Source organism: Sphaerisporangium sp. NPDC051017, from assembly GCF_040683095.1.
Lineage (GTDB): Bacteria > Actinomycetota > Actinomycetes > Streptosporangiales > Streptosporangiaceae > Sphaerisporangium.
This window is the reverse complement of sequence record NZ_JBFBCI010000001.1, coordinates 381,914-403,065: the sequence shown is the minus strand read 5'-3', so window position 1 is coordinate 403,065 and position 21,152 is coordinate 381,914. Positions and strand designations below refer to the sequence as shown.

At 70.0% G+C, this 21,152-nt stretch carries 26 protein-coding genes and 1 tRNA gene; 14 read left to right on the top strand and 13 right to left on the bottom strand.

Going from position 1 to position 21,152, the window contains the following annotated elements; genetic code table 11:
* The first annotated feature begins 55 nt into the window (after positions 1-55).
* The 3 genes from AB0M95_RS01980 to AB0M95_RS01970 all read left to right on the top strand — a co-directional run bounded on the left by AB0M95_RS01980 (position 56) and on the right by AB0M95_RS01970 (position 3,027).
* Complete coding sequence (locus AB0M95_RS01980; RefSeq protein WP_363758186.1) at positions 56-1,960, top strand: hypothetical protein; 1,905 nt, start codon at positions 56-58, stop codon at positions 1,958-1,960.
* Complete coding sequence (locus AB0M95_RS01975; RefSeq protein WP_363758184.1) at positions 1,960-2,181, top strand: hypothetical protein; 222 nt, start codon at positions 1,960-1,962, stop codon at positions 2,179-2,181. Before AB0M95_RS01980 ends, AB0M95_RS01975 begins: the two co-directional genes overlap by 1 nt.
* A gap of 378 nt (positions 2,182-2,559) precedes the next feature.
* Positions 2,560-3,027 carry a phage terminase small subunit P27 family gene (locus AB0M95_RS01970; RefSeq protein ID WP_363758182.1) on the top strand — a complete coding sequence of 156 codons (468 nt, stop codon included), beginning with the start codon at positions 2,560-2,562 and terminating at the stop codon, positions 3,025-3,027.
* Between the two features lie 194 nt (positions 3,028-3,221).
* Here the strand turns inward: AB0M95_RS01970 and AB0M95_RS01965 are convergent, their stop codons facing one another.
* Both AB0M95_RS01965 and AB0M95_RS01960 read right to left on the bottom strand, forming a co-directional pair.
* The gene (locus tag AB0M95_RS01965; protein WP_363758180.1) at positions 3,222-3,518 is read right to left on the bottom strand and encodes a 4a-hydroxytetrahydrobiopterin dehydratase; all 297 of its coding nucleotides are present in this window, start codon (positions 3,516-3,518) and stop codon (positions 3,222-3,224) included.
* A gap of 23 nt (positions 3,519-3,541) precedes the next feature.
* On the bottom strand, positions 3,542-4,654 hold the full coding sequence (locus AB0M95_RS01960; protein ID WP_363758178.1) for a hypothetical protein: 1,113 nt from the start codon (positions 4,652-4,654) through the stop codon (positions 3,542-3,544).
* A gap of 502 nt (positions 4,655-5,156) precedes the next feature.
* Here AB0M95_RS01960 and AB0M95_RS01955 point away from each other — a divergent pair.
* Both AB0M95_RS01955 and AB0M95_RS01950 read left to right on the top strand, forming a co-directional pair.
* Entirely contained in the window at positions 5,157-5,342 is a 186-nt protein-coding gene (locus AB0M95_RS01955) for a hypothetical protein (RefSeq protein WP_363758176.1), read from the top strand.
* A gap of 133 nt (positions 5,343-5,475) precedes the next feature.
* The gene (locus AB0M95_RS01950; RefSeq protein ID WP_363758174.1) at positions 5,476-5,631 is read left to right on the top strand and encodes a hypothetical protein; all 156 of its coding nucleotides are present in this window, start codon (positions 5,476-5,478) and stop codon (positions 5,629-5,631) included.
* 693 nt (positions 5,632-6,324) lie between these two features.
* Here AB0M95_RS01950 and AB0M95_RS01945 read toward each other — a convergent pair.
* The 7 genes from AB0M95_RS01945 to AB0M95_RS01915 form a co-directional block, all read right to left on the bottom strand.
* Entirely contained in the window at positions 6,325-7,290 is a 966-nt protein-coding gene (locus tag AB0M95_RS01945) for a DUF2637 domain-containing protein (protein ID WP_363758172.1), read from the bottom strand.
* Positions 7,287-7,514, bottom strand: coding sequence for a hypothetical protein (locus tag AB0M95_RS01940; RefSeq protein ID WP_363758170.1), 228 nt, complete (start codon positions 7,512-7,514; stop codon positions 7,287-7,289). Before AB0M95_RS01940 ends, AB0M95_RS01945 begins: the two co-directional genes overlap by 4 nt.
* Entirely contained in the window at positions 7,511-7,732 is a 222-nt protein-coding gene (locus tag AB0M95_RS01935) for a hypothetical protein (RefSeq protein ID WP_363758168.1), read from the bottom strand. Before AB0M95_RS01935 ends, AB0M95_RS01940 begins: the two co-directional genes overlap by 4 nt.
* Complete coding sequence (locus AB0M95_RS01930; protein WP_363758166.1) at positions 7,729-8,055, bottom strand: hypothetical protein; 327 nt, start codon at positions 8,053-8,055, stop codon at positions 7,729-7,731. Before AB0M95_RS01930 ends, AB0M95_RS01935 begins: the two co-directional genes overlap by 4 nt.
* A complete protein-coding gene (locus tag AB0M95_RS01925; RefSeq protein WP_363758164.1) occupies positions 8,052-8,510 on the bottom strand; it encodes a hypothetical protein in 459 nt (152 codons plus the stop codon). Before AB0M95_RS01925 ends, AB0M95_RS01930 begins: the two co-directional genes overlap by 4 nt.
* Before the next feature lie 273 nt (positions 8,511-8,783).
* Positions 8,784-8,993, bottom strand: a complete 210-nt coding sequence (locus AB0M95_RS01920) for a hypothetical protein (protein ID WP_363758162.1) — start codon at positions 8,991-8,993, stop codon at positions 8,784-8,786.
* Positions 8,993-9,622, bottom strand: a complete 630-nt coding sequence (locus AB0M95_RS01915; protein ID WP_363758160.1) for a hypothetical protein — start codon at positions 9,620-9,622, stop codon at positions 8,993-8,995. Before AB0M95_RS01915 ends, AB0M95_RS01920 begins: the two co-directional genes overlap by 1 nt.
* A 141-nt stretch (positions 9,623-9,763) precedes the next feature.
* Here AB0M95_RS01915 and AB0M95_RS01910 point away from each other — a divergent pair, with 141 nt between their 5' ends.
* On the top strand, positions 9,764-9,994 hold the full coding sequence (locus AB0M95_RS01910; RefSeq protein ID WP_363758158.1) for a hypothetical protein: 231 nt from the start codon (positions 9,764-9,766) through the stop codon (positions 9,992-9,994).
* 275 nt (positions 9,995-10,269) lie between these two features.
* Here the strand turns inward: AB0M95_RS01910 and AB0M95_RS01905 are convergent, their stop codons facing one another.
* Positions 10,270-10,662 (bottom strand): peptidase inhibitor family I36 protein, encoded by a 393-nt coding sequence (locus tag AB0M95_RS01905; RefSeq protein WP_358526573.1) that lies wholly within the window; start codon positions 10,660-10,662, stop codon positions 10,270-10,272.
* A 140-nt stretch (positions 10,663-10,802) separates the two neighbouring features.
* Here AB0M95_RS01905 and AB0M95_RS01900 point away from each other — a divergent pair, with 140 nt between their 5' ends.
* The 3 genes from AB0M95_RS01900 to AB0M95_RS01890 all read left to right on the top strand — a co-directional run bounded on the left by AB0M95_RS01900 (position 10,803) and on the right by AB0M95_RS01890 (position 13,157).
* Positions 10,803-11,120, top strand: a complete 318-nt coding sequence (locus AB0M95_RS01900) for a MazG-like family protein (RefSeq protein ID WP_363758156.1) — start codon at positions 10,803-10,805, stop codon at positions 11,118-11,120.
* Between the two features lie 74 nt (positions 11,121-11,194).
* The gene (locus AB0M95_RS01895; protein WP_363758154.1) at positions 11,195-12,064 is read left to right on the top strand and encodes an NUDIX domain-containing protein; all 870 of its coding nucleotides are present in this window, start codon (positions 11,195-11,197) and stop codon (positions 12,062-12,064) included.
* Between the two features lie 64 nt (positions 12,065-12,128).
* Entirely contained in the window at positions 12,129-13,157 is a 1,029-nt protein-coding gene (locus tag AB0M95_RS01890) for a permease (protein ID WP_363758152.1), read from the top strand.
* Between the two features lie 13 nt (positions 13,158-13,170).
* Here AB0M95_RS01890 and AB0M95_RS01885 read toward each other — a convergent pair whose 3' ends face one another.
* Positions 13,171-14,394 (bottom strand): RNA-guided endonuclease TnpB family protein, encoded by a 1,224-nt coding sequence (locus AB0M95_RS01885; RefSeq protein WP_363758150.1) that lies wholly within the window; start codon positions 14,392-14,394, stop codon positions 13,171-13,173.
* A gap of 164 nt (positions 14,395-14,558) precedes the next feature.
* Here AB0M95_RS01885 and AB0M95_RS01880 point away from each other — a divergent pair, with 164 nt between their 5' ends.
* Complete coding sequence (locus AB0M95_RS01880; RefSeq protein WP_363758424.1) at positions 14,559-15,359, top strand: TIGR03943 family protein; 801 nt, start codon at positions 14,559-14,561, stop codon at positions 15,357-15,359.
* 66 nt (positions 15,360-15,425) lie between these two features.
* Positions 15,426-15,515 (top strand) — tRNA-Ser (locus AB0M95_RS01875).
* 16 nt (positions 15,516-15,531) lie between these two features.
* Here AB0M95_RS01875 and AB0M95_RS01870 read toward each other — a convergent pair.
* Positions 15,532-17,976: an AAA family ATPase gene (locus AB0M95_RS01870; RefSeq protein WP_363758148.1), complete on the bottom strand. Its 2,445-nt coding sequence runs from the start codon at positions 17,974-17,976 to the stop codon at positions 15,532-15,534.
* Positions 17,977-18,090: 114 nt separating this feature from the next.
* On the opposite strand from AB0M95_RS01870, the gene AB0M95_RS01865 reads away from it, so the two are divergent.
* Positions 18,091-19,047, top strand: a complete 957-nt coding sequence (locus tag AB0M95_RS01865; RefSeq protein WP_363758146.1) for an NAD(P)H-quinone oxidoreductase — start codon at positions 18,091-18,093, stop codon at positions 19,045-19,047.
* Between the two features lie 15 nt (positions 19,048-19,062).
* A complete protein-coding gene (locus tag AB0M95_RS01860; protein WP_358526585.1) occupies positions 19,063-19,578 on the top strand; it encodes a bacterial proteasome activator family protein in 516 nt (171 codons plus the stop codon).
* Between the two features lie 199 nt (positions 19,579-19,777).
* Here the strand turns inward: AB0M95_RS01860 and AB0M95_RS01855 are convergent, their stop codons facing one another.
* Positions 19,778-20,575 (bottom strand): HAD family hydrolase, encoded by a 798-nt coding sequence (locus AB0M95_RS01855; protein WP_358526586.1) that lies wholly within the window; start codon positions 20,573-20,575, stop codon positions 19,778-19,780.
* A gap of 236 nt (positions 20,576-20,811) precedes the next feature.
* Here AB0M95_RS01855 and AB0M95_RS01850 point away from each other — a divergent pair, with 236 nt between their 5' ends.
* Complete coding sequence (locus AB0M95_RS01850) at positions 20,812-21,015, top strand: cold-shock protein (RefSeq protein WP_114030749.1); 204 nt, start codon at positions 20,812-20,814, stop codon at positions 21,013-21,015.
* The last annotated feature ends 137 nt before the right edge of the window (positions 21,016-21,152 follow it).

Below are 21,152 nucleotides of genomic sequence, written 5' to 3'. Positions count from 1 at the left end.
GCCAGAATCTTCGCGAGAGCCCACCCTTGGCGTGCTCTCGGAGGATCCACCAGCCATGCCCCGCACCACCACCGCGCCCGACCGTGACCACGTCGAGGGGCGCATCCTCGAAGCCCTCGACCCCGCCCCCGGCGGGGGCCGCGCATACCGCATCAGGATCATCGCCTACGGCGACTCCCGCAACGGCCGCCGCTACCCCGAGGCGTTGCTACGGCAGGCCGCCGGCCTGTACGAAGGTGCCCGGGTGTTCGACGGCCACCGCACCGACGACGAACTCAGGTCCTCGGCCACCCGCGGCCTCCTCGGCTACGTCGACCAGGTCACCGCCGAGGCGGACGGGCTGCACGGCCGTCTGAACCTGCTCCCCTCCGCTCAGCGTGCCGCCGAAGCACTCGACGCCACCCTGACCGGGCAGGACGCCGGACGCCCCGCCCTGGTCGGGTTCTCCCACGACGTGCTCGCCCACTTCGAGCCCATCGTCGAAAGCGGCCGGCGCATCCTCGGAGCCACCCGGATCGTCGCGGTCAACTCCGCTGACCTGGTCTGCGATCCGGCCGCCGGGGGCGCGGTCCGCGCCGTCGCCGGTGGCGTCGACCCCGACGACCCCGATGACGACCCGCTGCTCATCCATGACGGCCGAACCGCTCGCGGCCGTGCCGTCGTCGTCGCCGAATGCGCCGCCCGTGGCCTGCCCACCGAAGCCGCCAAAGCCATCGGCGACGCCCTGCCGCACCGGTTCTCCGAAGCGCAGCTCACCCACCTCATCGACGTGGCGTGGTCCGCCCGCGCCGACGCCGAACGCGTCACCCTGACCCCGACCGTGCCCACCGTGCACGTCACCCAGGAAGCCCGCGACCGGAAGATCGCCGCCCTCGACGCGATGCTCATGACCGGCCCCGACCGGCCATCCGTCGCCTACCGCTCCCTGCGTCACGCCTGGGCCGACATCACCGGCGCCCGCGTCGACTTCCTCGGCGAAGACGAGAACCGGCGCATCCTCCGCGACACCATGGGCGGCAGCGGCTACGACTCCGGTCTACGCTCCACCGAATCCCTCACCGCCACCTCGTGGGATCAGATCTTCGGCGACTCCATCACCCGGCGCATGATCGCCGAATACGGCTCGGCCAACCTTCAATCGTGGAAGCTGGTCGTCAGCTCCGTCAGCTACGGCGTCGACTTCCGCACCCAGCGCCGCGAAAGGGTCGGCGGCTACGGCGTGCTCCCCACCGTCGGCCAGGGCCAGCCCTACCAGCCGCTCACCAGCCCCACGGACGAAGAGGCCACCTACGCGATCACCAAGCGCGGCGGCACCGAAGACCTCACCCTGGAAATGGTCGCCAACGACGACCTACAGGCGATCCGCAACATCCCCGTCAAGCTCGGCCGCGCCGCCGCCATCACCCTCTACCGGTTCATCTGGGACATCTTCCCCACCAACGCGGCCACCACCTACGACTCCACAGCCCTGTTCCACGCCAACCACGGCAACACCGACAACCCGGCGCTACTCGGCCAGTCCACACTCAGCAACGGCCGGCGCAAGATGCGGCAACAGGCAGCGTACGGCGACGCCACCGACGTCCTTTCCACCGTGCCCCGATACATCGTGGTCCCCAGCAGCCTCGAAGAGATCGCCTTCCAGCTCTGCACCTCCGCCGTCGCCATCCCCGCGACCCCCGCCGGACCCTCCGACACGCCCAACCTGCACCAGGGCCTTGAGCCCATCGTCATCGACTATTACAGCGACCAAAACGACTGGTACCTCGTAGCCGACCCCCGCATGTGCCCCACCATCGAGATCGGGTTCTACGCCAGCAGCGACGCCCCCGAACTGTTCACCCAGGCCGACCCCACAAACGGGTCCATGTTCAACAACGACACCGTGATCTGGAAGGTCCGCCACATCTACTCGGGCACCGCCCTCGACCACCGCGGATTCTATAGAGGAGCCAACTGATGAACCCCCTCCTCAGCCTCGGCGACCTCGGCATACTCGGCGTCATCGACCGGCACATCGAAGCCACCACCGCACCAGACTCACGCGGCGACACCATGGCCTCACTCCTGCTCACCTGCTTCGGCAGACGCGGCCCCGCCGTACTCGACGCATGCGCCGCACACCTCCAAGACCTGTGGGAGATGCGCCACCTCGAAGCGCCACAACTCCACACCACCTAGACCAGGGCGGTACGGCGTCAACCACACCCACGGCTCACCGGGCACGGCGAGCCACCCACGGGAACGGAAGGCGACCACACCCAAACGGCCCTCCTGTGCCGGGTCGACCTGCGCCGCACCGCCCCATCCCAACTCCCACAGCGCCACACAGCCGGGGACCCCGCCCGCTCCTCATCTTTTTTGCTTACGGGTCTGGGCCTTCCACAACCCGCGACCCACGCGACGCCACCCACCAGCGCTACCCGCACAAGTCGACATCTCCGCAGGCCACACACCACCCCCCGCCCCCGGCGGGTCCCTCCGGCCATCGGGCCCCGCTGACCCCGCCACAGGCTTCTTCTTTCCGTCTCACTATGAAGATTTTTTTAGGTGGTGATCATGGCTGCTAGCGCGGGCCGTAAGAGCCGGCCTCCGAGGCTGAAGCTTCTTGAGGGTCGGGGGAACGGCCGTGATTCGGGTGGCCGGCCGGTCAAGCCTGAGCCGGGGTTCCGCCGTCTGCCGCCGGTGAAGCCTGATGATCTCAGCTTGGACGCCGCGGCGCTCTGGGACTTGATCGTTGATGAGTTGGCGCGTCTCCAACTCATCAAGGAGATCGACGGCGCGGCGCTCCAGGTGGCGTGCGAGGCGTACGCGCGTTGGCGTCGGGCGTCGGCTCAGCTCGCCGTCGAGGGCTTCACCTACACCGCGGCGTCGGGACTGGTGAAGGTCAACCCGTTGTGCGGTGTGGTGGAGAGGGCAAGCGCCGAGTACCGGGCGTGGATGGCCGAGTTTGGGATGTCCCCCGCTTCGGAATCGAAGCTCGGCGCGTCGCCTGACGACGACGGCGACGACAACCCGTTCGCGTAGCCGGGAGGCTCAGCGTCTTACTGACTCTCGCGGCAAGAAGAAAGCCCCCTGAAGCTGATCGAGGGGCGCGGGTACAAGGCCAAGCGCACCGCTCGCACCGACCTCCGATCGACGAGGTAGAGCCTGTCTCCCCGGCAGGGAACAGCCCCGCCCTGGTGTCCTTCGTGGACGCCGGGGCGGGGCTTCTTCGTGTTTCAGGCGTGGGCCTGGATGATCTGGTCGATGCGCTCGGCGAGGAGGAAGTCAAGTTCGGTGACGACGTCGCCGGCGGTGTGTGTGGTCATGAAGATGTGGAGCTGATCCCACCTGATGTTGATGTCTGGGCGGTGTTCCAGCTCGATCGCGGCTTGGCCGATGTCGGCGACGATGCGGATCGCGGTGTCGTAGTCGACGGCGTACGTCTTGCTGATCTGGTTGGTGTCGCCGGTCCATCCGGTCGATGTCAGGCGCTCGGCGACTTGCTCGGCCGTCAGGGGATCACGAAGACCCACGTGCCAGCTCCCTCCGATTGGGCCTACAGAGTTTCGCTGGCCAGCATCTCAGCCATGACCTGGCCCTGCGCAGAGTGGGCCCACGCGCCCATACGGTCGGGGATCGCGCGCAACTCGGCCCGCTGCCGGACTGAGCCGGTCTGGCGTAGGAGCTGGATGGCTTCCCGGGCGACGTGGGTCGCCCGCTCGGGGTCGGGGGTGGCGGCGAGGGCGGCGGCCTGCCGGGCGAGGAACACGCCGATGTCCCGCCGCGAGGTCTCGGGGATAGCGGGCAAGATCTGGTCCCACAGGGCTACCGCACTCGCGGTCAGTCCGATACGGCCGTAACAGGTGGCCCGCTGAATCTCCACGTAGTTCGGGGTCCGGCAGGCGTTTCCCCACATCCGGTCATCGTCTTCGAGCTGGTCGACCAGCGATGCCGCCTCGTCGAGGAGGGCGTCACACCGGGCGCGGTCGGAGACCAGGGAGTACCCGTGGGCGGCTTGCTGCAAGGCCAGGATCTGCGTCTTGGCCATGAGCGGGCGCCGGTCGATGAGGGCGGCCTCGGTGAGGTCGATGACGGTGGCGGCGTCGCCGAGGTCGGTGGCGAGCATCGCCTTGTTGGTGAGGGCGTGGGTGACGAGCTGGACGTCCTGGGCGCGGTGCGCCATCTCCAGGTTCAGGTTCAGCCACGCCCCGGCCCGGTCGACCGCGCCAGCGTCCTGGCACAGCCACCCGGCGAACGCGGCGAACCCGGCGGCGAGGCGCAGCAGTTCGCGCCGAACCTCTCCGCGGGCGTGCCCGGCGAGTTCACCGATGGATTGGTACTGCGAGGCGACCGGGCCGAGCAGGTGGCGCGGGCCGAGGAACGCATCAGCGGCATAGTGGCTCAGTAGCTGCATGCGGAAGTAGTCCACCAGCTCAGGGGCGATGTGGCGGCTGGGGCCTACGGGCAAGGGGGCGTCCAGAGGGAAGACCTCTTCGACGTCGTCGGGCATCTCGTTCTCACCGGGAAGCAGGTCATCTGCGAACAGTTCACTCTCACTGATGCCGAACACCAGCGACAGCAGGACGGGGTACGGGTCGCGGGGCTTGCGCCGGCCGCTCTCCCACTCCTTCCACATGCGGCGCAACGATTCGCGCGTGGGCAGGTGCATACCTCTGGTTTCGGCCGCTTCTACCAGTTCGCGCACAACATCCTTTTGGGACCACAGGGCGTTCCGGCGTGCGGCACGAAGCCGGGCGGCCCACGCCGGGGTTTTGGTAGCCATCGTGTCCCCTTCGACCCGTCCGAGTAGACGACGCTCCCCAAGCGTCCCCCACCGTCCCCTAGCTGTCTCGCTGTCCCTAAAGCTGTTATGGACCGTGCACGCTGCGAGACGGGCGGACCCGCCGCAGTGCTAGGCACACTGACGACGGGTCCTTGATCAGGAATCGAGGTCCTGACCCAATGGCAAACCTTAAGCCCCCAGAACAGCCGGTAACCGGATGGAGTCTCTTCCGTAGCGATGTCGGAAGGTACTGGGGCACCCGGGTATCGCCGTGGCCGAAGACCGCTGCGGGTCTCGCCGAGATATGGCGCACGAACGACGCGGACACCCTCGGCGAGCTGGTCGAGAAGATCCGCGCCCAGGAAGCGTTAGTCGCGTCCCGATCGACATGACCCGCGTAGAGACCGGCGAGTGCCGGCACTGTCAGGTCGGGATCCAGCGGAGCCGAGGCGGCGTCTGGTCCGCCACCGTGCGGCAGCACGACCACTGGGGCGTCATGCTCTCCGGGCACTGCCCGGCGCGGGGGCACGTGTTCGGGTTCCGCCAGCCCCACGAGCCCGCCCGGCCCCAGTAGCACGCAACGACCCCCGCCGGCCCCGACTGGGGAGGAAGGGCCGGCGGGTACGGCGCGGCGGCGCGCCCCCTTCCCCTTCGCCAGGCCCTGGGGTGCGCCGCCGCGCTTCCAACCCATCCGAACGGAGACACGGATGCCTGTACCCGATCTGAAGGACTTCGCGATGGTCCTCGCCGTCCTGGCGCTGATCGGCCTGGCCTGGTGGTACGACTCCGGGCACATGGCGACCTACCTGCGGGGGTGGAGACGCCGCCGGCGGGCTCGCAAGCTACGCCGCACGCGAGGCTGAGCCTCACTCTCCGTGGCCGTTATTGTCCCAGCGGGCCCCTCTCGGGAATTGTCCCCGACCCTCCCCCAGCGGTCGTATATGCGGTTCTGGGACATTCTCTTGGGACGTTCTGCCCGTCGCCTCGGTCGTCGCTCTCGGTGACGCTCACGGGCTGAGTTGCCCTCGCGGCAACGCAGGTCGCCGAGTCCGCCCCGGGCGCGCGGGGGAAGACCTGGACGGCCATTTTGGCCGTCCAGCCCTCTCCGACCCCTGGCTACGAGCTCGAAGATCGAGGGGGTCAACCTGACCCTCTCCGATGTCCACGAAGATCATCGCCGTGGACATGCCCGGCCCCTACACGCGTAGGCGTGCGAGAACAGTCCCCGTGGACGTCTCGTGCACATCGCCGGAAGGGGGTCGTGGACAACGCCCGTGGACATCCCGGGGGAGGGGTACCATCGCGCGCGCTACGCCCGGGTGCGCGTTACGTAACGCGTCCGCGCGTTGGGCGGGTCCGCACAGACCTTCGCCCGCGAAGCCGCAGGCCGGGCGTTCCACCCCGGGCGCGCAGGAAGGTCTGTGCAGGTCTGTTCAACCCGGCCATCCCTCCAGGTCGACGCTGGCGCCCGAGGTCTGTGCAGAGGTCTGCGAGGGGTGTGTGCGCACAGACCTGCACACACCCCTGAACAGACCTCCGCCGCGCCTACCAGGGGCTCATGGACGTGTACCTGAGTCGACCAGGTACACGAGGTGTTCGCGTACCTCGCGCGCCTTGTCCGTACCTACCCGCAGCCCGTCCTTGATCTCCTTGACGGTCGGCACCCGGCCCGCGGTGAGGTACGCGGCGAAGTGCTGGGCGCCTTGTACCTGAACCTCGGAAGCCTCAGGTACGCCCGCGCCTGCCCGTACCTGAGGGTCAGGTACGGCGTCCTCGTCGTCCGGTTTCCCGGCGCCGGGAACCGCCCCGACCTGCACAGGTACGCCAGGTACGCGTACCGACACCTGTACCCGGCGCCCGCCGTCCGACGCTGCCAGAGCGGCCCGGGGGAAGCCCTCGATGGGGCCGAGGACGGGCAGGCCAGCGAGCAGCGACCGCCGTTCAGGTACGGGCTCAGGTACGGCAGGTACGTCGTCAGGTACGCCAGGTACACGTACCTCGTGATCTTCTTCCCCCATGGGGGAGCTGGACATTTCGGGTGCTGACTGCTCGGGATCCCGAGCAGTTTTATCACTCTCTGTGTCGCACGGAATCGCTGAGAGTTGATTCAACGGTGGCAGATCTGCCACCATTTTGCTGCTCTGCGCTGCCGTCCCGCTCCGCACGAGGATCATCAGCATCTCGAACGCGAGGACCAACGCGACCGCAGGGAGCGCCGAGAACGCCGCCCCCACGATCCCCCTCTCGATGCCGTGCAGCACGTTGCCGGCCAACGTCGACCCGATGCCGACGACCAGGCCGACCCACACCAGCCAGTTCGGGCGGACGCCGCGCCGGGTCGCGTCCAGGGTGCACATGCTCGCGGCGTACACCAGCAGGTCCGGGATCGCCGGGACGAGACTGGCGGTCACGCCGGTCGCCAGGCCCTTCGACGCGATGACCGCGCTCAGATGCTCGTAGGACACCGCCGCGGCGATGGCGGCGAGCGCCACCACGACGACGGTCGTCGACCAGCGGATCACTGGCCACCTCCCACCGTGGACGCGTTCCGCGCGGCGTGGACCATGGCCAGCAACGACCACGCCACCCGCTCGGCCCGCTCCAACGACAAGCCGTGGTCCTCGTGGTAGTCGTCGACCCACACCGTGACCGGTTCGCCCGGCGCCCAGGTCAGGGTCACCTCGTCCTCGGTCCACGTCCGGCACACGTTCTCCACGTGGCTGGTACACCAGGGCTGGCAAGTCATCGGCTCACCCCCGCCCGAGCGGTGAAGACGTCCCACGCGCCGTCCCACGAGGCGACCTCGGCCGGGTCCAGCGCGGTCGGCACGTACACCGCGTCGCCGCCCCGGTCGACCTCCACGAAGATCTGACCGGTGCCGGCGTGCCATACCAAGCTGATCGAGAACGTGAAGTCGTCCGGCCAGTGCGCGTTGAGACAGTCGATGTGCTCGAAGTCGGTCAACACGCCTCCCAGGCCGGGGGCGTCGGGCGGAACCGGGCGAGCAGCAGCCACACCAGCGGCCAGGGCAGATGGTTCGCCTTCCGCTTGTTGCACGGCTCGCACGCCAAGACCAGATTCCGGCTCTTGTGGCACTTCCTGTTCGTCCACAGCCCGATGGGGAGGTAGTGGTCGAAGGTGAGGAGCAGCGGGTCGGACGGCACCCGGCAGTAGAAGCAGCGGGCGCCGTCACGCTCGGCGAGCCTGAGGCGCTTCCTGCGACCCCGCTCGCCGGTCAGCTTCTTCGGCCGAGGCCGCCGCGAGGCGGCCGAGCGGCGGCGGCTCACTCGCCGTCCTCGTCGTGGCGGGTCGAACAGTCCGCCTCGATGTCCAGCGCGGACCTGCGCGGGGCCACGGCGAACCTCTGGTCGTAGAAGTCGGCGGGCTCCTCGCGCTCGCCGAGGACGATCTGCCCCTGCGCGAGCGCGGCGAGGAACTCGCCGACCTGCGACAGCGGCAGGTCCGCGAGCGCGTCGGACAAGACGCCCGCCGCGTGCGGGGACAGGTCGGCCATGTCGTCGAGCTCGCGGTGGTCCTCGGAGTCCACGAACACGCGGACCACCGGGGCCGCGAGGACGCCGGCGGTCTCCATCTGCACCAGCGACAGGGCCACGGTGACCGGGCCGGCGTCGAAGGTGCCGAGGTCGAGGAGGTGGCCTTGCTCGGGGTGGTCGTCGTGGCCGTTGCGGCACCACGGCACGCCGCAGCCCGAGGGAAGGGAAGGGGGCGGTACTTTCTCCATGGGTCTGTCTCCTGTGTTGGCAGGGATAGGCCAGGGCCCTCGCCTCGCGGCGCAATCGCGCGGCGGGGGCCGTCTTGCTTCCCGGGGGCGGCCCGCTGGGATGGCGGGCCGCCCGGGGAGGTCTACTTGGTGCGGGCCTCGCGGATCCGCTCCCAGAACTCGGCCCGCCGGTCGGGGTCGAGGAACGACGCGACGTCCTCCAGGTCCGGGGAGTCGGGGTGAGCGGCGAGGACCTCGAAGATCTGGCTGCGGTCCGTGGGACGTTTCCTTTCGTCAGGAAGCGATGGTCTGGCGGGCGATGGTGCGGGCCAGCTCAAGCCCGGCGCGGAGACCCGCGCGGAAGATCTCCGAGACCGTCTCGTCGTCCAGCGGAGAAGGGCCCTCGTCGTCGGGCACCAGGACGACCATCGAGGTCCCCCCGGTGCCGTAGACGATGCTGTGGGACTCGGTGAGCCCCGGGACGGGGACGACGTTCAGGTGCATCAGGAGCCCTTGGCCTGCCGGGCGGCGATCGAGGCGCGCAGGTACCGTTCGGCGACGGCCGCGAGCGTGCTGTGCGCGTCTTCAAGCACGTCGAGCAGGAACCCGGCGTCGCCCTCCCGGATCGCGGGGCGGACGGCGGAGACGCTGGACGCGAGGGTGAGCAGCTCCCGGCCGGTGATGACCAGGCGGACGCCGACGAGGTCGGCCGGGTTGAGCTTGGCGAGCGCGTCGGCCGGGCCGGGCTCGGCGTACACCTCGTCCGGGGCATCGTCGCGGAAGGATCGCCGGGCGATGATGTTGGTGTACGCCCGCGCCAACGCGGCCTGCTCGCCCTCCGTGAGGTGCCGGTCGAACAGGGCGTCGGCCCGCTGGGTCTGGTCGCCGGGGTTGTCGGCGGTGAACCGTACCCCGGCGGCGAAGCCGATCTGGAACGCGGTCTCGGGGTCGACGTCCGCGGCGTGGCTGCTGCACTCGAACAACTGGCCGCGCTCGCCGTGACCGGCGGGCACCATCGTCGTGTCGGTGGCGCCGCACCGGATGCAGGCGACGCCGTCGAGCTGGTCGTCGTTGAGGGTGAGAATGTCGGTGGCCGGGGTGGTGGCCTCGCTGGGGGTCGGTACGGTGGTCATGGCGCGGGAGGACCTTCCTGTGCAAGGCCCCGGCGTCGCGGTCGAGTCGCTTCGCCGGGGCCGTCTTGCTAATTCGCAACAGCAGTAGCGTAACCATGCGCGACAGTGATTCGCAACTGCTGTTGCGATACTCTTGGCTCCGTGAGCGACCTCAACGCCGTCCGGCAGGCCAAACGCAAGTACGACGCATCCCAGCAGAAGACCGACGAAGCCCGAGACAAGATGTTCGACGTCTGGGCCGCCGCCGCCATGTCAGGCCTCACTCCCGAGGAGATCGGCGAGGCGGCGGGCGTCTCGGCCGCCTATGTGCGAGGCAAGGTCCGCGCGCGTGGCGTCGAGCCGGCCGCGCGCGGGCCGAAGCGCAAGAAGTAATCGGGCGGCGGGACGGCCTTGGGCCGTCTCTGGGCCGTCAGAGAGCAACCAGCGACACCCACCAGCACCCACCAGCACCCACCAAAACGCCAGGTCAAGCAGGGTACGACCCGGAACGACACAGGTCAGAAAGTCGCGGGTAGGAAAACCAGCACTTCTCCAAGGGCGGCGGCTGAGAGCTGCGCCGGCACGGGCCTGGCGATCGTCGCCGCCGGGCTCCGGCGTCCGGCCGCCGTACGGGCGAGGCGGCCGGACGGTCATGAGCCGGACGGGTCTCAGCAGGGGCGCAGCGAGGAGGCCTGGTCGTTCTCCTGTGGCAGGACGTTGACCCGGTAGCGGTTCTCCATCACGTGACGATCACCGGCGTAATTGGCGTCCACGTACCAGCAGTAGCGCCTTCCCGAGTCGTTGGCCCACGAGGACATCTGGTCGTTGAAGCCGATGTCGCCGAGGAACCCGACCGAGTGGCCGGAGGCGATGCCATAGCCGCCGCCCTGGAACTCGTTGTCGCGGAACAGGCAGACGTAGCCGTCGGGACAGCGCGTCTGACCTGCGGGGATCGTGATCAGTGGTGGCCCGGAGAGGGCGTCGTCGGCGTGAGCGGCGCCGACGCCCGCGGGCAGCAGGGCGGTGGTGGCGAGGGCCAGGGCGGCGAGATGAGCCTTCACTGGAGGAAACCTTTCGATCGGAAGTCAGGCCAACGCCACACAGTGTGACAGAGTAACTACTCTGAGTAACTCTCTGTAACTCCCCGCGTGTCCGCCGCGGGGTCCGTTCGCGCGGAGAGGGCGCTGTAGCCTGGGCCGCCATGGACGCCGAGACCTGGGAAACCGTCGAACGGCTCGTGGCCTGGCTCGACGCGCAGAGCACGCTGGCCCCCGAGGTCGAGCTGATGTCCCGGCTGTTGAAGCTGTCGGAGGAGACGGGCGAGGTGGCCGCGGCCGTGATCGGCGCCCTCGGGCAGAACCCCCGCAAGGGCTTCACCCACACGTGGGACGACGTCGACCGCGAGCTGTGCGACGTCATCCTGACGGCCATGGTCGCCCTCAGAAGCCGCACCCCCGGCGCGGCGGCCCTCTTCAGGACGCACCTGACGGCGGTCGCGACCCGGGCGTCCGGCCGCTGATCGTCCTGGGGCATACCCCTATGCGTGAACCAGGTCCGGTCTCGCGGCGAGGGCCTTGAGGCAGGATGGGGAGCATGGCGGCGAAGGACGGCGACGGGTGGGCGCTGTGTGAGCGGGGGCACCGGCATTGGGGGGTGCACGGAGCCTCCGGGCTGCTCGCCGTCCACTTCGACGCTCTCGGCACGCCGCACATCCTGATGCAGAAGCGCGCCCTGTGGAGCCATCACGGGGGCACGTGGGGTCTGCCCGGCGGGGCTCTCGACAGCCACGAGGACGCCGTCACGGGGGCGCTGCGCGAGGCGCTGGAGGAGGCGGCGCTGGAGGCGGACATCCTGCGCGTCCTCGGCGTCTACACCGACGACCACGGCGGCTGGTCGTTCCAGACGGTGATCGCCGAGGCGGACGCGCTGTTCCCCGCCTCGCCTGCCAACGCCGAGAGCACCGACATGCGCTGGCTCCCCGCGGACGAGGTCGCGGGCGAGACGCTGCACCCGGGGTTCGCCGAGACGTGGCCGGTGATCAGGCAGACGCTGCCGCCGTCCGTCGTGATCCTGGACGCGGCGAACATCCTCGGGGCCCGGGCCGAGCACGGCTGGTGGCGCGACCGGGCCGGCGCGACCCTGCGCCTGCTCAAGGACGTCGAGGATCTCGTCGTCCGGGGCCTCCACCCGCCGGAGGGGTTTCCCGCGCCCGAGAAGTGGTACCCCCGGGTGCTCATGGTGGTCGAGGGCCGTGCCGCCGGCGTCCGTTCGGACGGGCCGGTGAGGGCGGTCCCGGCTCGGGGCAGCGGCGACGACACGATCGTGGACGTCGTGGGCGAGACCCGGCCGTGGGAGCAGGTGCTGGTGGTGACGGCCGACCGGGAGCTGCGCCGCAGGGTGCAGGAGCTGGGCGCGGAGGTCACCGGGCCTCGTTGGCTGCTCGGGCAACTGCGATCGACGTGACGGGTGTACCGTTCAGGAAGTCGACCGTAACCGCAAATGTCGGGAAATACACCCAAAAACCCATATGAGCGACCGAACCACACTTGACTGGGCCGCCGAGCCCGACAGTCCGGTTCCCCCGCCGTCATGGGGGCGGCGAGCCCCCGAGGCGCAGGTGCTCCCTTGGGTGTTCGCGGCCCTCGTGGGTTTCCTCCTCATAGGCAACCTCCTCCTCGCCCCCCACCTCACCGCCCCGGCCCTGCGCACCTGGTCCACGATCTTCGTCGCCATCTGCGTGCAGGCCATTCCCTTCCTCGTGCTGGGCGTCGCACTCTCCGCGGCGATCACGGTGTTCGTGCCGCCGTCCTTCTGGACCCGCGCGCTGCCGCGGCACCCGTACGCCGCCGTGCCCGTCGCCGGCGCGGCGGGCCTGGTGCTGCCCGGGTGCGAGTGCGCGTCGGTGCCGGTGGCCTCGGGCCTGATGGCGCGCGGGGTCACCCCGGCCGCGGCCCTCGCCTTCCTGCTCGCGTCGCCGGCGATCAACCCGGTCGTTCTCGTGGCCACCGCCGTGGCCTTCCCCGGCCAGCCCGCGATGGTCCTGGCCAGGTTCGCCGCCTCCCTCATCGTCGCCGTGCTGGCCGGGTGGGCCTGGCAGTGGCTCGGCCGCCCCGGATGGCTGCGCATCCCCTCCCGTACGGCCCCGCCCGACGGGTCGCGAGTGGCGGCGTTCATGTCGGCGATGCGGCACGACTTCCTGCACGCGGGCGGCTTCCTGGTCGTCGGTGGCCTGACCGCCGCGACACTCAACGTCACCGTGCCCCGCTCCTGGCTCGCGTCCGTGGGCGACGTCCCGGTGCTGTCGGTGCTCGTGATGGCGCTGCTGGCGGTGATCCTGTCGATCTGCTCGGAGGCCGACGCGTTCGTGGCGGCGTCGCTGTCGACGTTCTCCCCCACGGCCAAGCTGGCCTTCCTCGTCGTCGGTCCCATGGTGGACCTCAAGCTGATCGCGCTTCAGGCCGGCACGTTCGGCCGGGCATTCGCTGCGCGGTTCGTCCCGCTGACTTTCGTGCTGGCCATCGGTGTGAGCCTTCTCCTGGGATGGGTGTTGCTTTGACTTCCTCCCCCTCCTAAAGGGGGATTCCCACCCTCGCGGGTGAGGTTTCCTGCTTCGTTGCCGACCGCACCCGGGAGGTCCCGGATTGTCTTACGTCAGCTCCACAGGCGGACACCGCTCGACCAGCGGCCAGGATGTTCTTGGCGGCGTTGACGTCCCGGTCGTGCCGGGTGCCGCAGGACGGGCACTGCCACGTCCGAGTGCTGAGCGAGAGTTCGGCGAGCAGGTGCCCGCAGGCCGAGCAGGTCTTGGAGGAGGGGTACCAGCGGTCGATCACGATCAGGTGCCGCCCGTATCTGGCGGTCTTGTACTCCAGTTGACGGCGGAACTCGCCCCAGCCGCAGTCGGAGATGACCCGTGCCAGGCAGCGGTTGCGGAGCATGTTCTTGACGGCGAGGTCTTCGATCACGATCAGGTCGTGACCGGTCGCCAGCCGGGTGCTGGTCTTGTGCAGGAAGTCCGCACGGGCGTCACGGACCTTGGTGTGCGCGCGGGCGACCTTTGCTTTGGCCTTGGCCCAGTTGGCGCTGCCGCGCCGCTTGCGGGCCATGCGCCGCTGGTAACGGGCCAGGTTCTGGGCTTTGCGTTCCAGATGGCGCGGGTTGTGGATCTTCTCGCCGGTGGACAGGACGGCGAAGTCTCTGACGCCCAGGTCGACACCCACATCGACGTCGGCAGCCGAACCGGTGGCCGGGGCAGGCTCGGTCTCGCCTGCAGGCTCGCCTGTGGTTTCGACGGTGAAAGAGGCGTGCCAGCGGCCGTCGGTGTCGTGGGAGACGGTCACCGTCGAGGGGTCCAGCGTGGCGGGGTCGATGCCAGGCCAGGACCACACGAACGCGAGCGGGGCGTCCATCTTGGCCAGGTGCAACCGCCCGTGTTTCCAGCGGAACGCCGAGCGGGTGTAGGTCGCCGACTGTCTGCCGTGCCGGGACTTGAAACGGGGGCGGCGGGCGCGTCCGGCGAAGAAGTTCACGAACGCCGTGTACTGGTGCCGCAACGCCTGCTGCAACGGCACGCAGGAAACCTCGGACAGGAACGCCAGCTGCGGGTCGCGCTTCAACTCGGTCAGATACCGGTCGGTCTGGGCGTAGGACGTCGTGGTCGCGTCGGCTTGGTAGCGGGCGTGCCGCCAGACAAGGACACGGTTCCACACCAGGCGTACGCACCCGAACGTGCGGTTCAGCACCGCGGCCTGTTCGGGGGTGGGGTAGACCCGCACCTTGTATGCCGTACGCATGTTCGTATCTTGCTGGACGGCACACAGATTTGTACGCGAAAGGAGAAGGTCATGAGCGCCTGGAACTCCAGGCTGTCCCGGCTCCTCCGGGCCGCCCCTGACGTGGTCCGCATTCCTTCTGGCCCTAACGGACCGGGCTACCTCCGGAGGTTTCGGTGAACCGTATGGCGCAGAGCCTGGTGCTGACGCTGGTCGGCGGGGCGATCCTCCGGGTCTCCCTCCTGTCCACGATCTACCTGAACTACGTCAAGCCGGGCTTCCGCCCGCTGCTGGTGATCGCCGGGCTGGTCCTGTTCGCGCTCGGCGTGCTCGGCCTGATCCAGGAGTGGCGCAGGCCGTACGTCGGCGACGCGCCGACCGCCCCCGCGTCCGAGATGGACGAGCCCGGGCATGTGGGCGGGCATGGTCTCGAACCCGGGCACGAGGGGCACGCCAGCCACGGGCACGGCCATGGGCATGGGCATGGGCTCGGCCCGAAGGTGGCCTGGCTGCTGTGCCTCCCTGTGGTGGCCATCTTCCTGATCTCCCCGCCCGCGCTCGGCGCCGACGCGGCGCAGCGGGACAACGTGCCCCCGCCGCGCCCGACACCGCAGAACGCCTACGTCCCGCTCATCGCGGACCGGGCGACGGCGATGCCGCTCGGGGAGTTCATCGGCCGGGCCTGGGGAGACGAGACCCAGTCGCTGAAGGACCGGAAGGTCAGGCTGGTCGGCTTCGTGGTCCCGTCCAAGAAGAAGGGCCAGTGGTACCTCACCCGCATGCAACTGCGCTGTTGCGCGGCCGACGCCTTCCCGCTGAGGGTCGCCGTCCTCGGCCTGTCCGCGCCGCGCCCGGACACATGGGTCGAGGTGACCGGTACATGGGTGCCCACCCCGTACGACCGGCTCCCGAAGGGCACCGTCGCCCCCGAGATGAAGGCCACCAGCCTCGCCAAGGTGGCACAACCCGCCGAACCGTACGAATGACGCCGAGCCGCCCGCGGCGCTCGCGCGCGAGCGTCCGTCCGGCACCGCTATCGTTGGTGTCGCACTGGAGGGTTCGCATAGTGGACGAGTGCAGCCGCCTTGAAAGCGGCCAGGTCGGCGACGGCCTCGTGGGTTCGAATCCCACACCCTCCGCCAGCGGCGCCGCGTCCCGTCACCGGCGGATCCCGCCGAACCCGTCGCCCACCGACGCCGCCAGCAGCAGGTACGCCTGACGGGTGGCCGGCTGCAGGCGGTCGAGGTCGATCTCGGCGCCCTCCTCCAGGTGAGGGTCGTACGGCACGCGGATCACCGCGCGGCACCGGGCGGCGAAGTGCGACTCCAGCTTGTCCAGGTCGACCGTCGACTTCGAGCGCGGCCGCACGCTGCACAGCACCACGGTCGCGGCCTTCACCAGGTCGGCGTAATGGTGCGCCTCCAGCCAGTCCAGCGTCGCCGAGGCGGCCCTCGCGCCGTCCACCGACGGCGAGCTGACCAGGACGAGCTGGTCGGCGAGGCCGAGCACGCCCGACATCGCCGAGTGGAGCAGGCCGGTGCCGCAGTCGGTGATGCAGATCGAGTAGAAGTTCTCCAGCACCTGCGCGACGGCCTGGTAGTCCACCGCGCTGAACGCCTCCGACACCGAGGGGTCGCGGTCGGAGGCCAGGATTTCCAGCCGCGACGGCGCCTGCGAGGTGAACGCGCGGATGTCGACGTATCGCTTGATCTGCTGCCGCTCGTTGAGCAGGTCGCGGACGGTCGCCGACGTCTCCAGCTCGACCTTGTCCGACAGCGTGCCCCGGTCGGGGTTGGCGTCCACGGCGATGACGCGGTCGCCGCGCACGGACGCCAGCGTCGCGCCGAGGCCCACCGTCGTCGTGGTCTTGCCCACTCCACCCTTGAGGCTGAGGACGGCCACGCGGTGGTGGCCGGTGGCGACCGGCGTGCGGGCGCGGGTGACGAGTTCGCGCCGCCGCCGCACCTCGGGGGACTCGCCCGGCTTGATCAACCCGGCGGACGCCTTGTATACGATCTTGCGCCAGCCGCCCGCGGGCGCGTTCCTACGGCCGCGCAGCAGCGTCACCGGGTCGAGGCTGTCGGCGGTCGGGCGTGTGCCGGGCGCGGTGACCGCCGCGCCCTTGGCCCGCGACGAGCGGGCCGGCGGCGAGAAGGCGGGCTCGAACTCCTCGGCGGCGGGCCGCGGCGCCTGCCTGCGGCGAGGGCGGTACGGCTCGCGTTCCTCGGCCCTGCCTTCGGCGTCGTCGGCGCCCGGCTCCGCGGAGGGCGTCGTCGTCCGGGCCGCCCCGGCGGCGGATTCGGGGGTCTGGGCGGGCGCGGCGGGGGGCTGCGGGGACTCGGGCCGCTGCGTCGTGGAGGCCGCCGCGGACGGCGCCGGCGTGGCGGGCGGCTGGAGGGAGGGGGAGGTCTGCTCCGGGCGCTGTTCGTACAGGGGTTGCTCGACCCGTGGGACGACGACGTCCTCGGTGTCCATGCCGGTCGCGCCGCCGGTCGCCGCCCCTGCCGCACCGCCTGTCGTGCCGCCTGTGGTGCCGCCTGTGGTGCCGCCGTTCACGAAGGCGTTGAAGCGCTCCTGCTCCGGGTCGGCCTCGGCGGTCTCGGAGGCCGGCAGCGCGGCCTCCAGCCAGCCGCGCACGGACTGGTCGCCGGTGACGTCCGGCTCGGGCTCGGGGCGCTTCAGCGGGTCGGCGTTCTCGGCCCTTTCGGGCTTCGCGGCCCCGTCGTCCTTGACCGGTCTGTCGTCCCTGGCCGCCTTGTCGTCTTTGGGAGGAGAGCTGACGGAGATCCATCCGAAGGTGGCCTCGCGGCCCGGCTTCTCGGTCAGATCGGTCAGGGAGCCGAAGGTGAAGCTGTCGGTGTCATCGCTGACGGACGGCTCGGCGGGCGCGGGGGCCGGGCTCGTCCGTCCGGACGCGGGCGGCTCGGCCTCGGCAGGGACGGATGGGGAAGCCGGGGGCGGCGGCGGGGTGAGCGACGACGTGGGTTCACCGAAGGCCCCGCCGGACGAACCCGGGCGGTCCCCGAAGGCCTGAGTGGGCGAACCGCCCGACGAGGCCGGGCGGTCCCCGAAGGGGCCGGCGAACGCGCCCGTCGAACTCTCGCCGAACGCCCCACCGGACGACGCGGGACGCTCACCAAAGGCCCCGAGCCCGCCGCCCCCGGGCGAGGGGGGCGAAAGGGTGCCGAACGCGCCGCCGGACGGTGTGCCGGTGACGCCGCGCTCCCCCACGCCGCCGTTGTCACGTGCCACGAACGGCGAGGAGTCGCCGGACGCCCCCCACCGGTCGAGCCCTTCGAGGGCGGACGGGCGGATCTCCGTCGTCTCGCTCTGGGCGCTCTGGGCGTTCTGCGCGCGCTCCGCGGGGTCGTCGGGCTGCGCGCCGCCGTGCGCCGGGTCGCCCGCCGCGCGGAACAGGGGGGACGACGGGGGCGCGGACTCGGCCGGCACGAGCGACCACGGGTCCTTGGGGTACGGAGAGACGACGGTCTCGTCCACGGTGATGGTCACCGGCGCGGGCGGGTCCTCGGTCTCCTTGATGGCGTCCAGCCAGGCGAGCTGCTCCTCTAGGGAATGAGGATCCTCGCGATCGTGTCTTGCCACCGTGTTCCCCCTCGGGACTGGACTAAAGGGGCAGCAAATAGCTTGAAGATTACCGCCCGCTATCACGGCGAACGCGGTCAACCGCCGACTTGGCCACCCGGATAGTTTGGTCGCATGCGCGCGATCCTCATTTCCGAGCCCGGTGGACCGGAGGTACTGCAGTGGCGTGAGGTGCCCGATCCCCGCCCGGGACCGGGCGAGGTCCTCATCGACGTGACCGCCGCGGGCCTGAACCGTGCCGACCTGATGCAACGCCAGGGGATCTACCCGCCTCCCCCCGGCGCCTCCGAGATCCCCGGCATGGAGTGCTCCGGCGTGATCGCCGAGGTGGGCGAGGACGTCGAGGGGTTCTCTCCCGGCGACGAGGTGTGCGCCCTGCTGGCGGGGGGAGGGTATGCCGAGAAGGTCACCGTGCCGTGGGAGCAGGTCCTGCGCGTCCCGGCGGGCGTCTCGACGCGGGACGCCGCCGCTCTTCCCGAGGTCGCCTGCACGGTGTGGTCGAACGTGTTCATGACGGCGCGGCTGCGGCGCGGCGAGACGCTTCTCGTGCACGGCGGGGCCGGCGGGATCGGCACGTTCGCCATTCAACTCGCCAAGGCGCTGGGGTCGCGGGTGGTCGTCACCGCCGGCACGGCCGAGAAGGCCGCGCGCTGCGTGGAACTGGGCGCGGACGAGGCGATCAATTACCGCGAGGAGGACTTCGCCGAGAAGATCCGCGCCGACGTCGTCCTCGACATCATGGGGGCGAAGTACCTCCAGAAGAACGTGTCCGTCCTCAACACCGGAGGACGGCTCGTGGTGATCGGGCTGCAGGGCGGCGTGAAGGGCGAGCTGAACCTCGGTGAGCTGCTCGGCAAGCGCGGCTCGATCCACGCCACGGCGTTGCGCGGGCGGCCTGTCGCGGAAAAGGGGGCCATCGTCCGCGGAGTGGACCAGAATGTGTGGCCGTTGGTGAGCGCCGGGGCCGTCCGTCCGGTGGTCCACGCGACGGTACCCATGGCGGAGGCCGCGCACGCCCATCAGATCCTCGAATCCGGTGAGCACATCGGGAAAGTCCTGTTGACCAGGTGAGCTAGGTTGAATGTCATGAATGCTGAGGAGAGCACCCCCCAGATCGTCGTGGTGGGCCCGAACGGCCTCACGGTCGAGGGAGACAACGACGGAGAGCCCGAGGAGCGCTCGGTCGCCGAACTGGTGGAGCAGCCGGCGAAGGTCATGCGCATCGGCAGCATGATCCGCCAGCTCCTCGAAGAGGTCCGGGCGGCGCCTCTCGACGAGGCCAGCCGCAAGCGCCTCAAGGAGATCCACCAGAGTTCGATCAAGGAACTCGAGGACGGGCTGGCGCCGGAGCTGGTCGCCGAGCTCGAACGGTTGTCGCTGCCGTTCTCCGGGGGCGACGACGGCGCGCCGCCGAGCGAGGCCGAGCTGCGGGTGGCGCACGCCCAGCTCGTCGGCTGGCTCGAAGGCCTGTTCCACGGAATCCAGACCACGTTGTTCGCCCAGCAGATGGCCGCGCGGGCCCAGCTGGAGCAGATGCGGCGCGCGCTCCCCGGGGGCGTCGCGAACGAACAGCCCCAGCGCACCTCCGGCCCGTACCTGTAGGCCGCCTGTAAGCCCTCCAGCGCGTCCTCGGCGGCCGTCTGGAGATCCGACCCTCGCGCCCGCGCCCCGGGGCCGTTGTGGACCGCTCAGCGGCACGGGGCGGGCCGGAAAGCACGGCCCGGAAGGCACGGGCCTGAAAGCACGGGCCTGAAAGTACGAGCGTAGTAGCGCGCGTCGCCTCCTCGCGACGCCGTCCCGGTCACGCGAAGAGCTTCTCCAGCACCACGGCCACGCCGTCGTCGTCGTTGGCCGCCGTCACGTGGGTGACGGCGGCGAGGACGTCCGGGTGGGCGTTCGCCACCGCGTACGACATCCCCGCCCAGGCCAGCATGGGCAGATCGTTGGGCATGTCCCCGAACGCCACGACCTCGCCGGGGCCGATCAGATGGCGCCGCGCGAGCGCGGCGAGGGCCGAGGCCTTCGTCACCCCCTGGGCGCTCATCTCGATCAGCGCCTTGCCACTGGAGTGGGTGGCCGTCACGAGATCTCCCACGAGGTCGTTGACGATCACGTGCAGCAGGTCCGGGTCCATGCTCTGATGGAAGGCCAGGAGCTTGGCGCATGGCCGGGAGGTCAGCGTGGAGGCGCCCACACGCGGCCCCGCCCTGTCGGCGACGTCCCAGCGCCTCAGGCCGAACCCGGTCTCGTGGGCGAACCCGCCCTCGTACTCCACCGAGAAGCTCAGCTCTGGGAGGCGGTGGCGCAGGCGGCTCACCGCCTCGGTCAGGACTTCAGCGCCGATGAGGTGAGACTCGACGACGCGCTCGGTGTGCAGGTCGTACACCAGGGCGCCGTTGGCGCAGATGGCGAGCCCTTGGTGCCGTACGGACTCGGCGACCGCGCCGATCCACCTCGGCGGCCTGCCGGTGACGAATGCGAGGATGGCGCCCGCCCGTTCGACGCGCGCGAAGGCGGCCGCGGTGCGCGGGGAGACGCTGCCGTCCGACCGGAGGGCGGTTCCGTCGAGGTCGGTGGCGACGAGTCTGGGGCTGACCATAACAAGCTCTAGTTTGCCTTGGCCTGAGTGGGACCGGTGTCAGCCCTGGGAGTAAAAGAATCTGGCCTTGGGGGGGAACAAAGGCGCTCTGATGGTGTTAGATGTGGTGGCGTTGTATTAGCTGAACCCGATGTGCAGAACCAGCTTGACTGTCTGAGCGGCCCCGGGAAGCTGTGCGACACAACCCGGGGTTCGCGAGGTGTGGACCCCAAGATCGAATTGCAGGGAGAGCTTTAATGGCTCAGGGAACCGTCAAGTGGTTCAACGCGGAGAAGGGCTACGGATTCATCGCCCCCGACGGTGAGGCTCCGGACGTCTTCGTGCACTTCTCCGAGATCGTCGGTAACGGCTACCGCAGCCTCGAGGACGGCCAGCGGGTCGAGTTCGAGGTCACGCAGGGGCAGAAGGGCCCGCAGGCGTCGCAGGTCCGCGCCATCTGACCTTCGCGCCATCTGACCACTGACACACAGAAGGCGGGTTCGCTCAGGCGAATCCCGCCTTCGTGTCATATATAGACCTAACGCCCTGACAAATCGGACATCGGTGACAGATAGGGAAGAAGTAAGCCACTTATCAC

Excerpts from the sequence above, each read along its gene's own strand:
- AB0M95_RS01940 (WP_363758170.1), bottom strand. The coding sequence starts at position 7,514 with ATGACTTGCCAGCCCTGGTGTACCAGCCACGTGGAGAACGTGTGCCGG.
- AB0M95_RS01975 (WP_363758184.1), top strand. The coding sequence starts at position 1,960 with ATGAACCCCCTCCTCAGCCTCGGCGACCTCGGCATACTCGGCGTCATC.
- AB0M95_RS01880 (WP_363758424.1), top strand. The coding sequence starts at position 14,559 with ATGGCGCAGAGCCTGGTGCTGACGCTGGTCGGCGGGGCGATCCTCCGG.
- AB0M95_RS01925 (WP_363758164.1), bottom strand. The coding sequence starts at position 8,510 with ATGGAGAAAGTACCGCCCCCTTCCCTTCCCTCGGGCTGCGGCGTGCCG.
- AB0M95_RS01860 (WP_358526585.1), top strand. The coding sequence starts at position 19,063 with ATGAATGCTGAGGAGAGCACCCCCCAGATCGTCGTGGTGGGCCCGAAC.
- AB0M95_RS01960 (WP_363758178.1), bottom strand. The coding sequence starts at position 4,654 with ATGCACCTGCCCACGCGCGAATCGTTGCGCCGCATGTGGAAGGAGTGG.
- AB0M95_RS01890 (WP_363758152.1), top strand. The coding sequence starts at position 12,129 with ATGAGCGACCGAACCACACTTGACTGGGCCGCCGAGCCCGACAGTCCG.
- AB0M95_RS01850 (WP_114030749.1), top strand. The coding sequence starts at position 20,812 with ATGGCTCAGGGAACCGTCAAGTGGTTCAACGCGGAGAAGGGCTACGGA.
- AB0M95_RS01865 (WP_363758146.1), top strand. The coding sequence starts at position 18,091 with ATGCGCGCGATCCTCATTTCCGAGCCCGGTGGACCGGAGGTACTGCAG.
- AB0M95_RS01885 (WP_363758150.1), bottom strand. The coding sequence starts at position 14,394 with ATGCGTACGGCATACAAGGTGCGGGTCTACCCCACCCCCGAACAGGCC.
- AB0M95_RS01915 (WP_363758160.1), bottom strand. The coding sequence starts at position 9,622 with ATGACCACCGTACCGACCCCCAGCGAGGCCACCACCCCGGCCACCGAC.
- AB0M95_RS01970 (WP_363758182.1), top strand. The coding sequence starts at position 2,560 with ATGGCTGCTAGCGCGGGCCGTAAGAGCCGGCCTCCGAGGCTGAAGCTT.
- AB0M95_RS01900 (WP_363758156.1), top strand. The coding sequence starts at position 10,803 with ATGGACGCCGAGACCTGGGAAACCGTCGAACGGCTCGTGGCCTGGCTC.
- AB0M95_RS01980 (WP_363758186.1), top strand. The coding sequence starts at position 56 with ATGCCCCGCACCACCACCGCGCCCGACCGTGACCACGTCGAGGGGCGC.
- AB0M95_RS01895 (WP_363758154.1), top strand. The coding sequence starts at position 11,195 with ATGGCGGCGAAGGACGGCGACGGGTGGGCGCTGTGTGAGCGGGGGCAC.
- AB0M95_RS01855 (WP_358526586.1), bottom strand. The coding sequence starts at position 20,575 with ATGGTCAGCCCCAGACTCGTCGCCACCGACCTCGACGGAACCGCCCTC.
- AB0M95_RS01950 (WP_363758174.1), top strand. The coding sequence starts at position 5,476 with ATGCCTGTACCCGATCTGAAGGACTTCGCGATGGTCCTCGCCGTCCTG.
- AB0M95_RS01955 (WP_363758176.1), top strand. The coding sequence starts at position 5,157 with ATGACCCGCGTAGAGACCGGCGAGTGCCGGCACTGTCAGGTCGGGATC.
- AB0M95_RS01920 (WP_363758162.1), bottom strand. The coding sequence starts at position 8,993 with ATGCACCTGAACGTCGTCCCCGTCCCGGGGCTCACCGAGTCCCACAGC.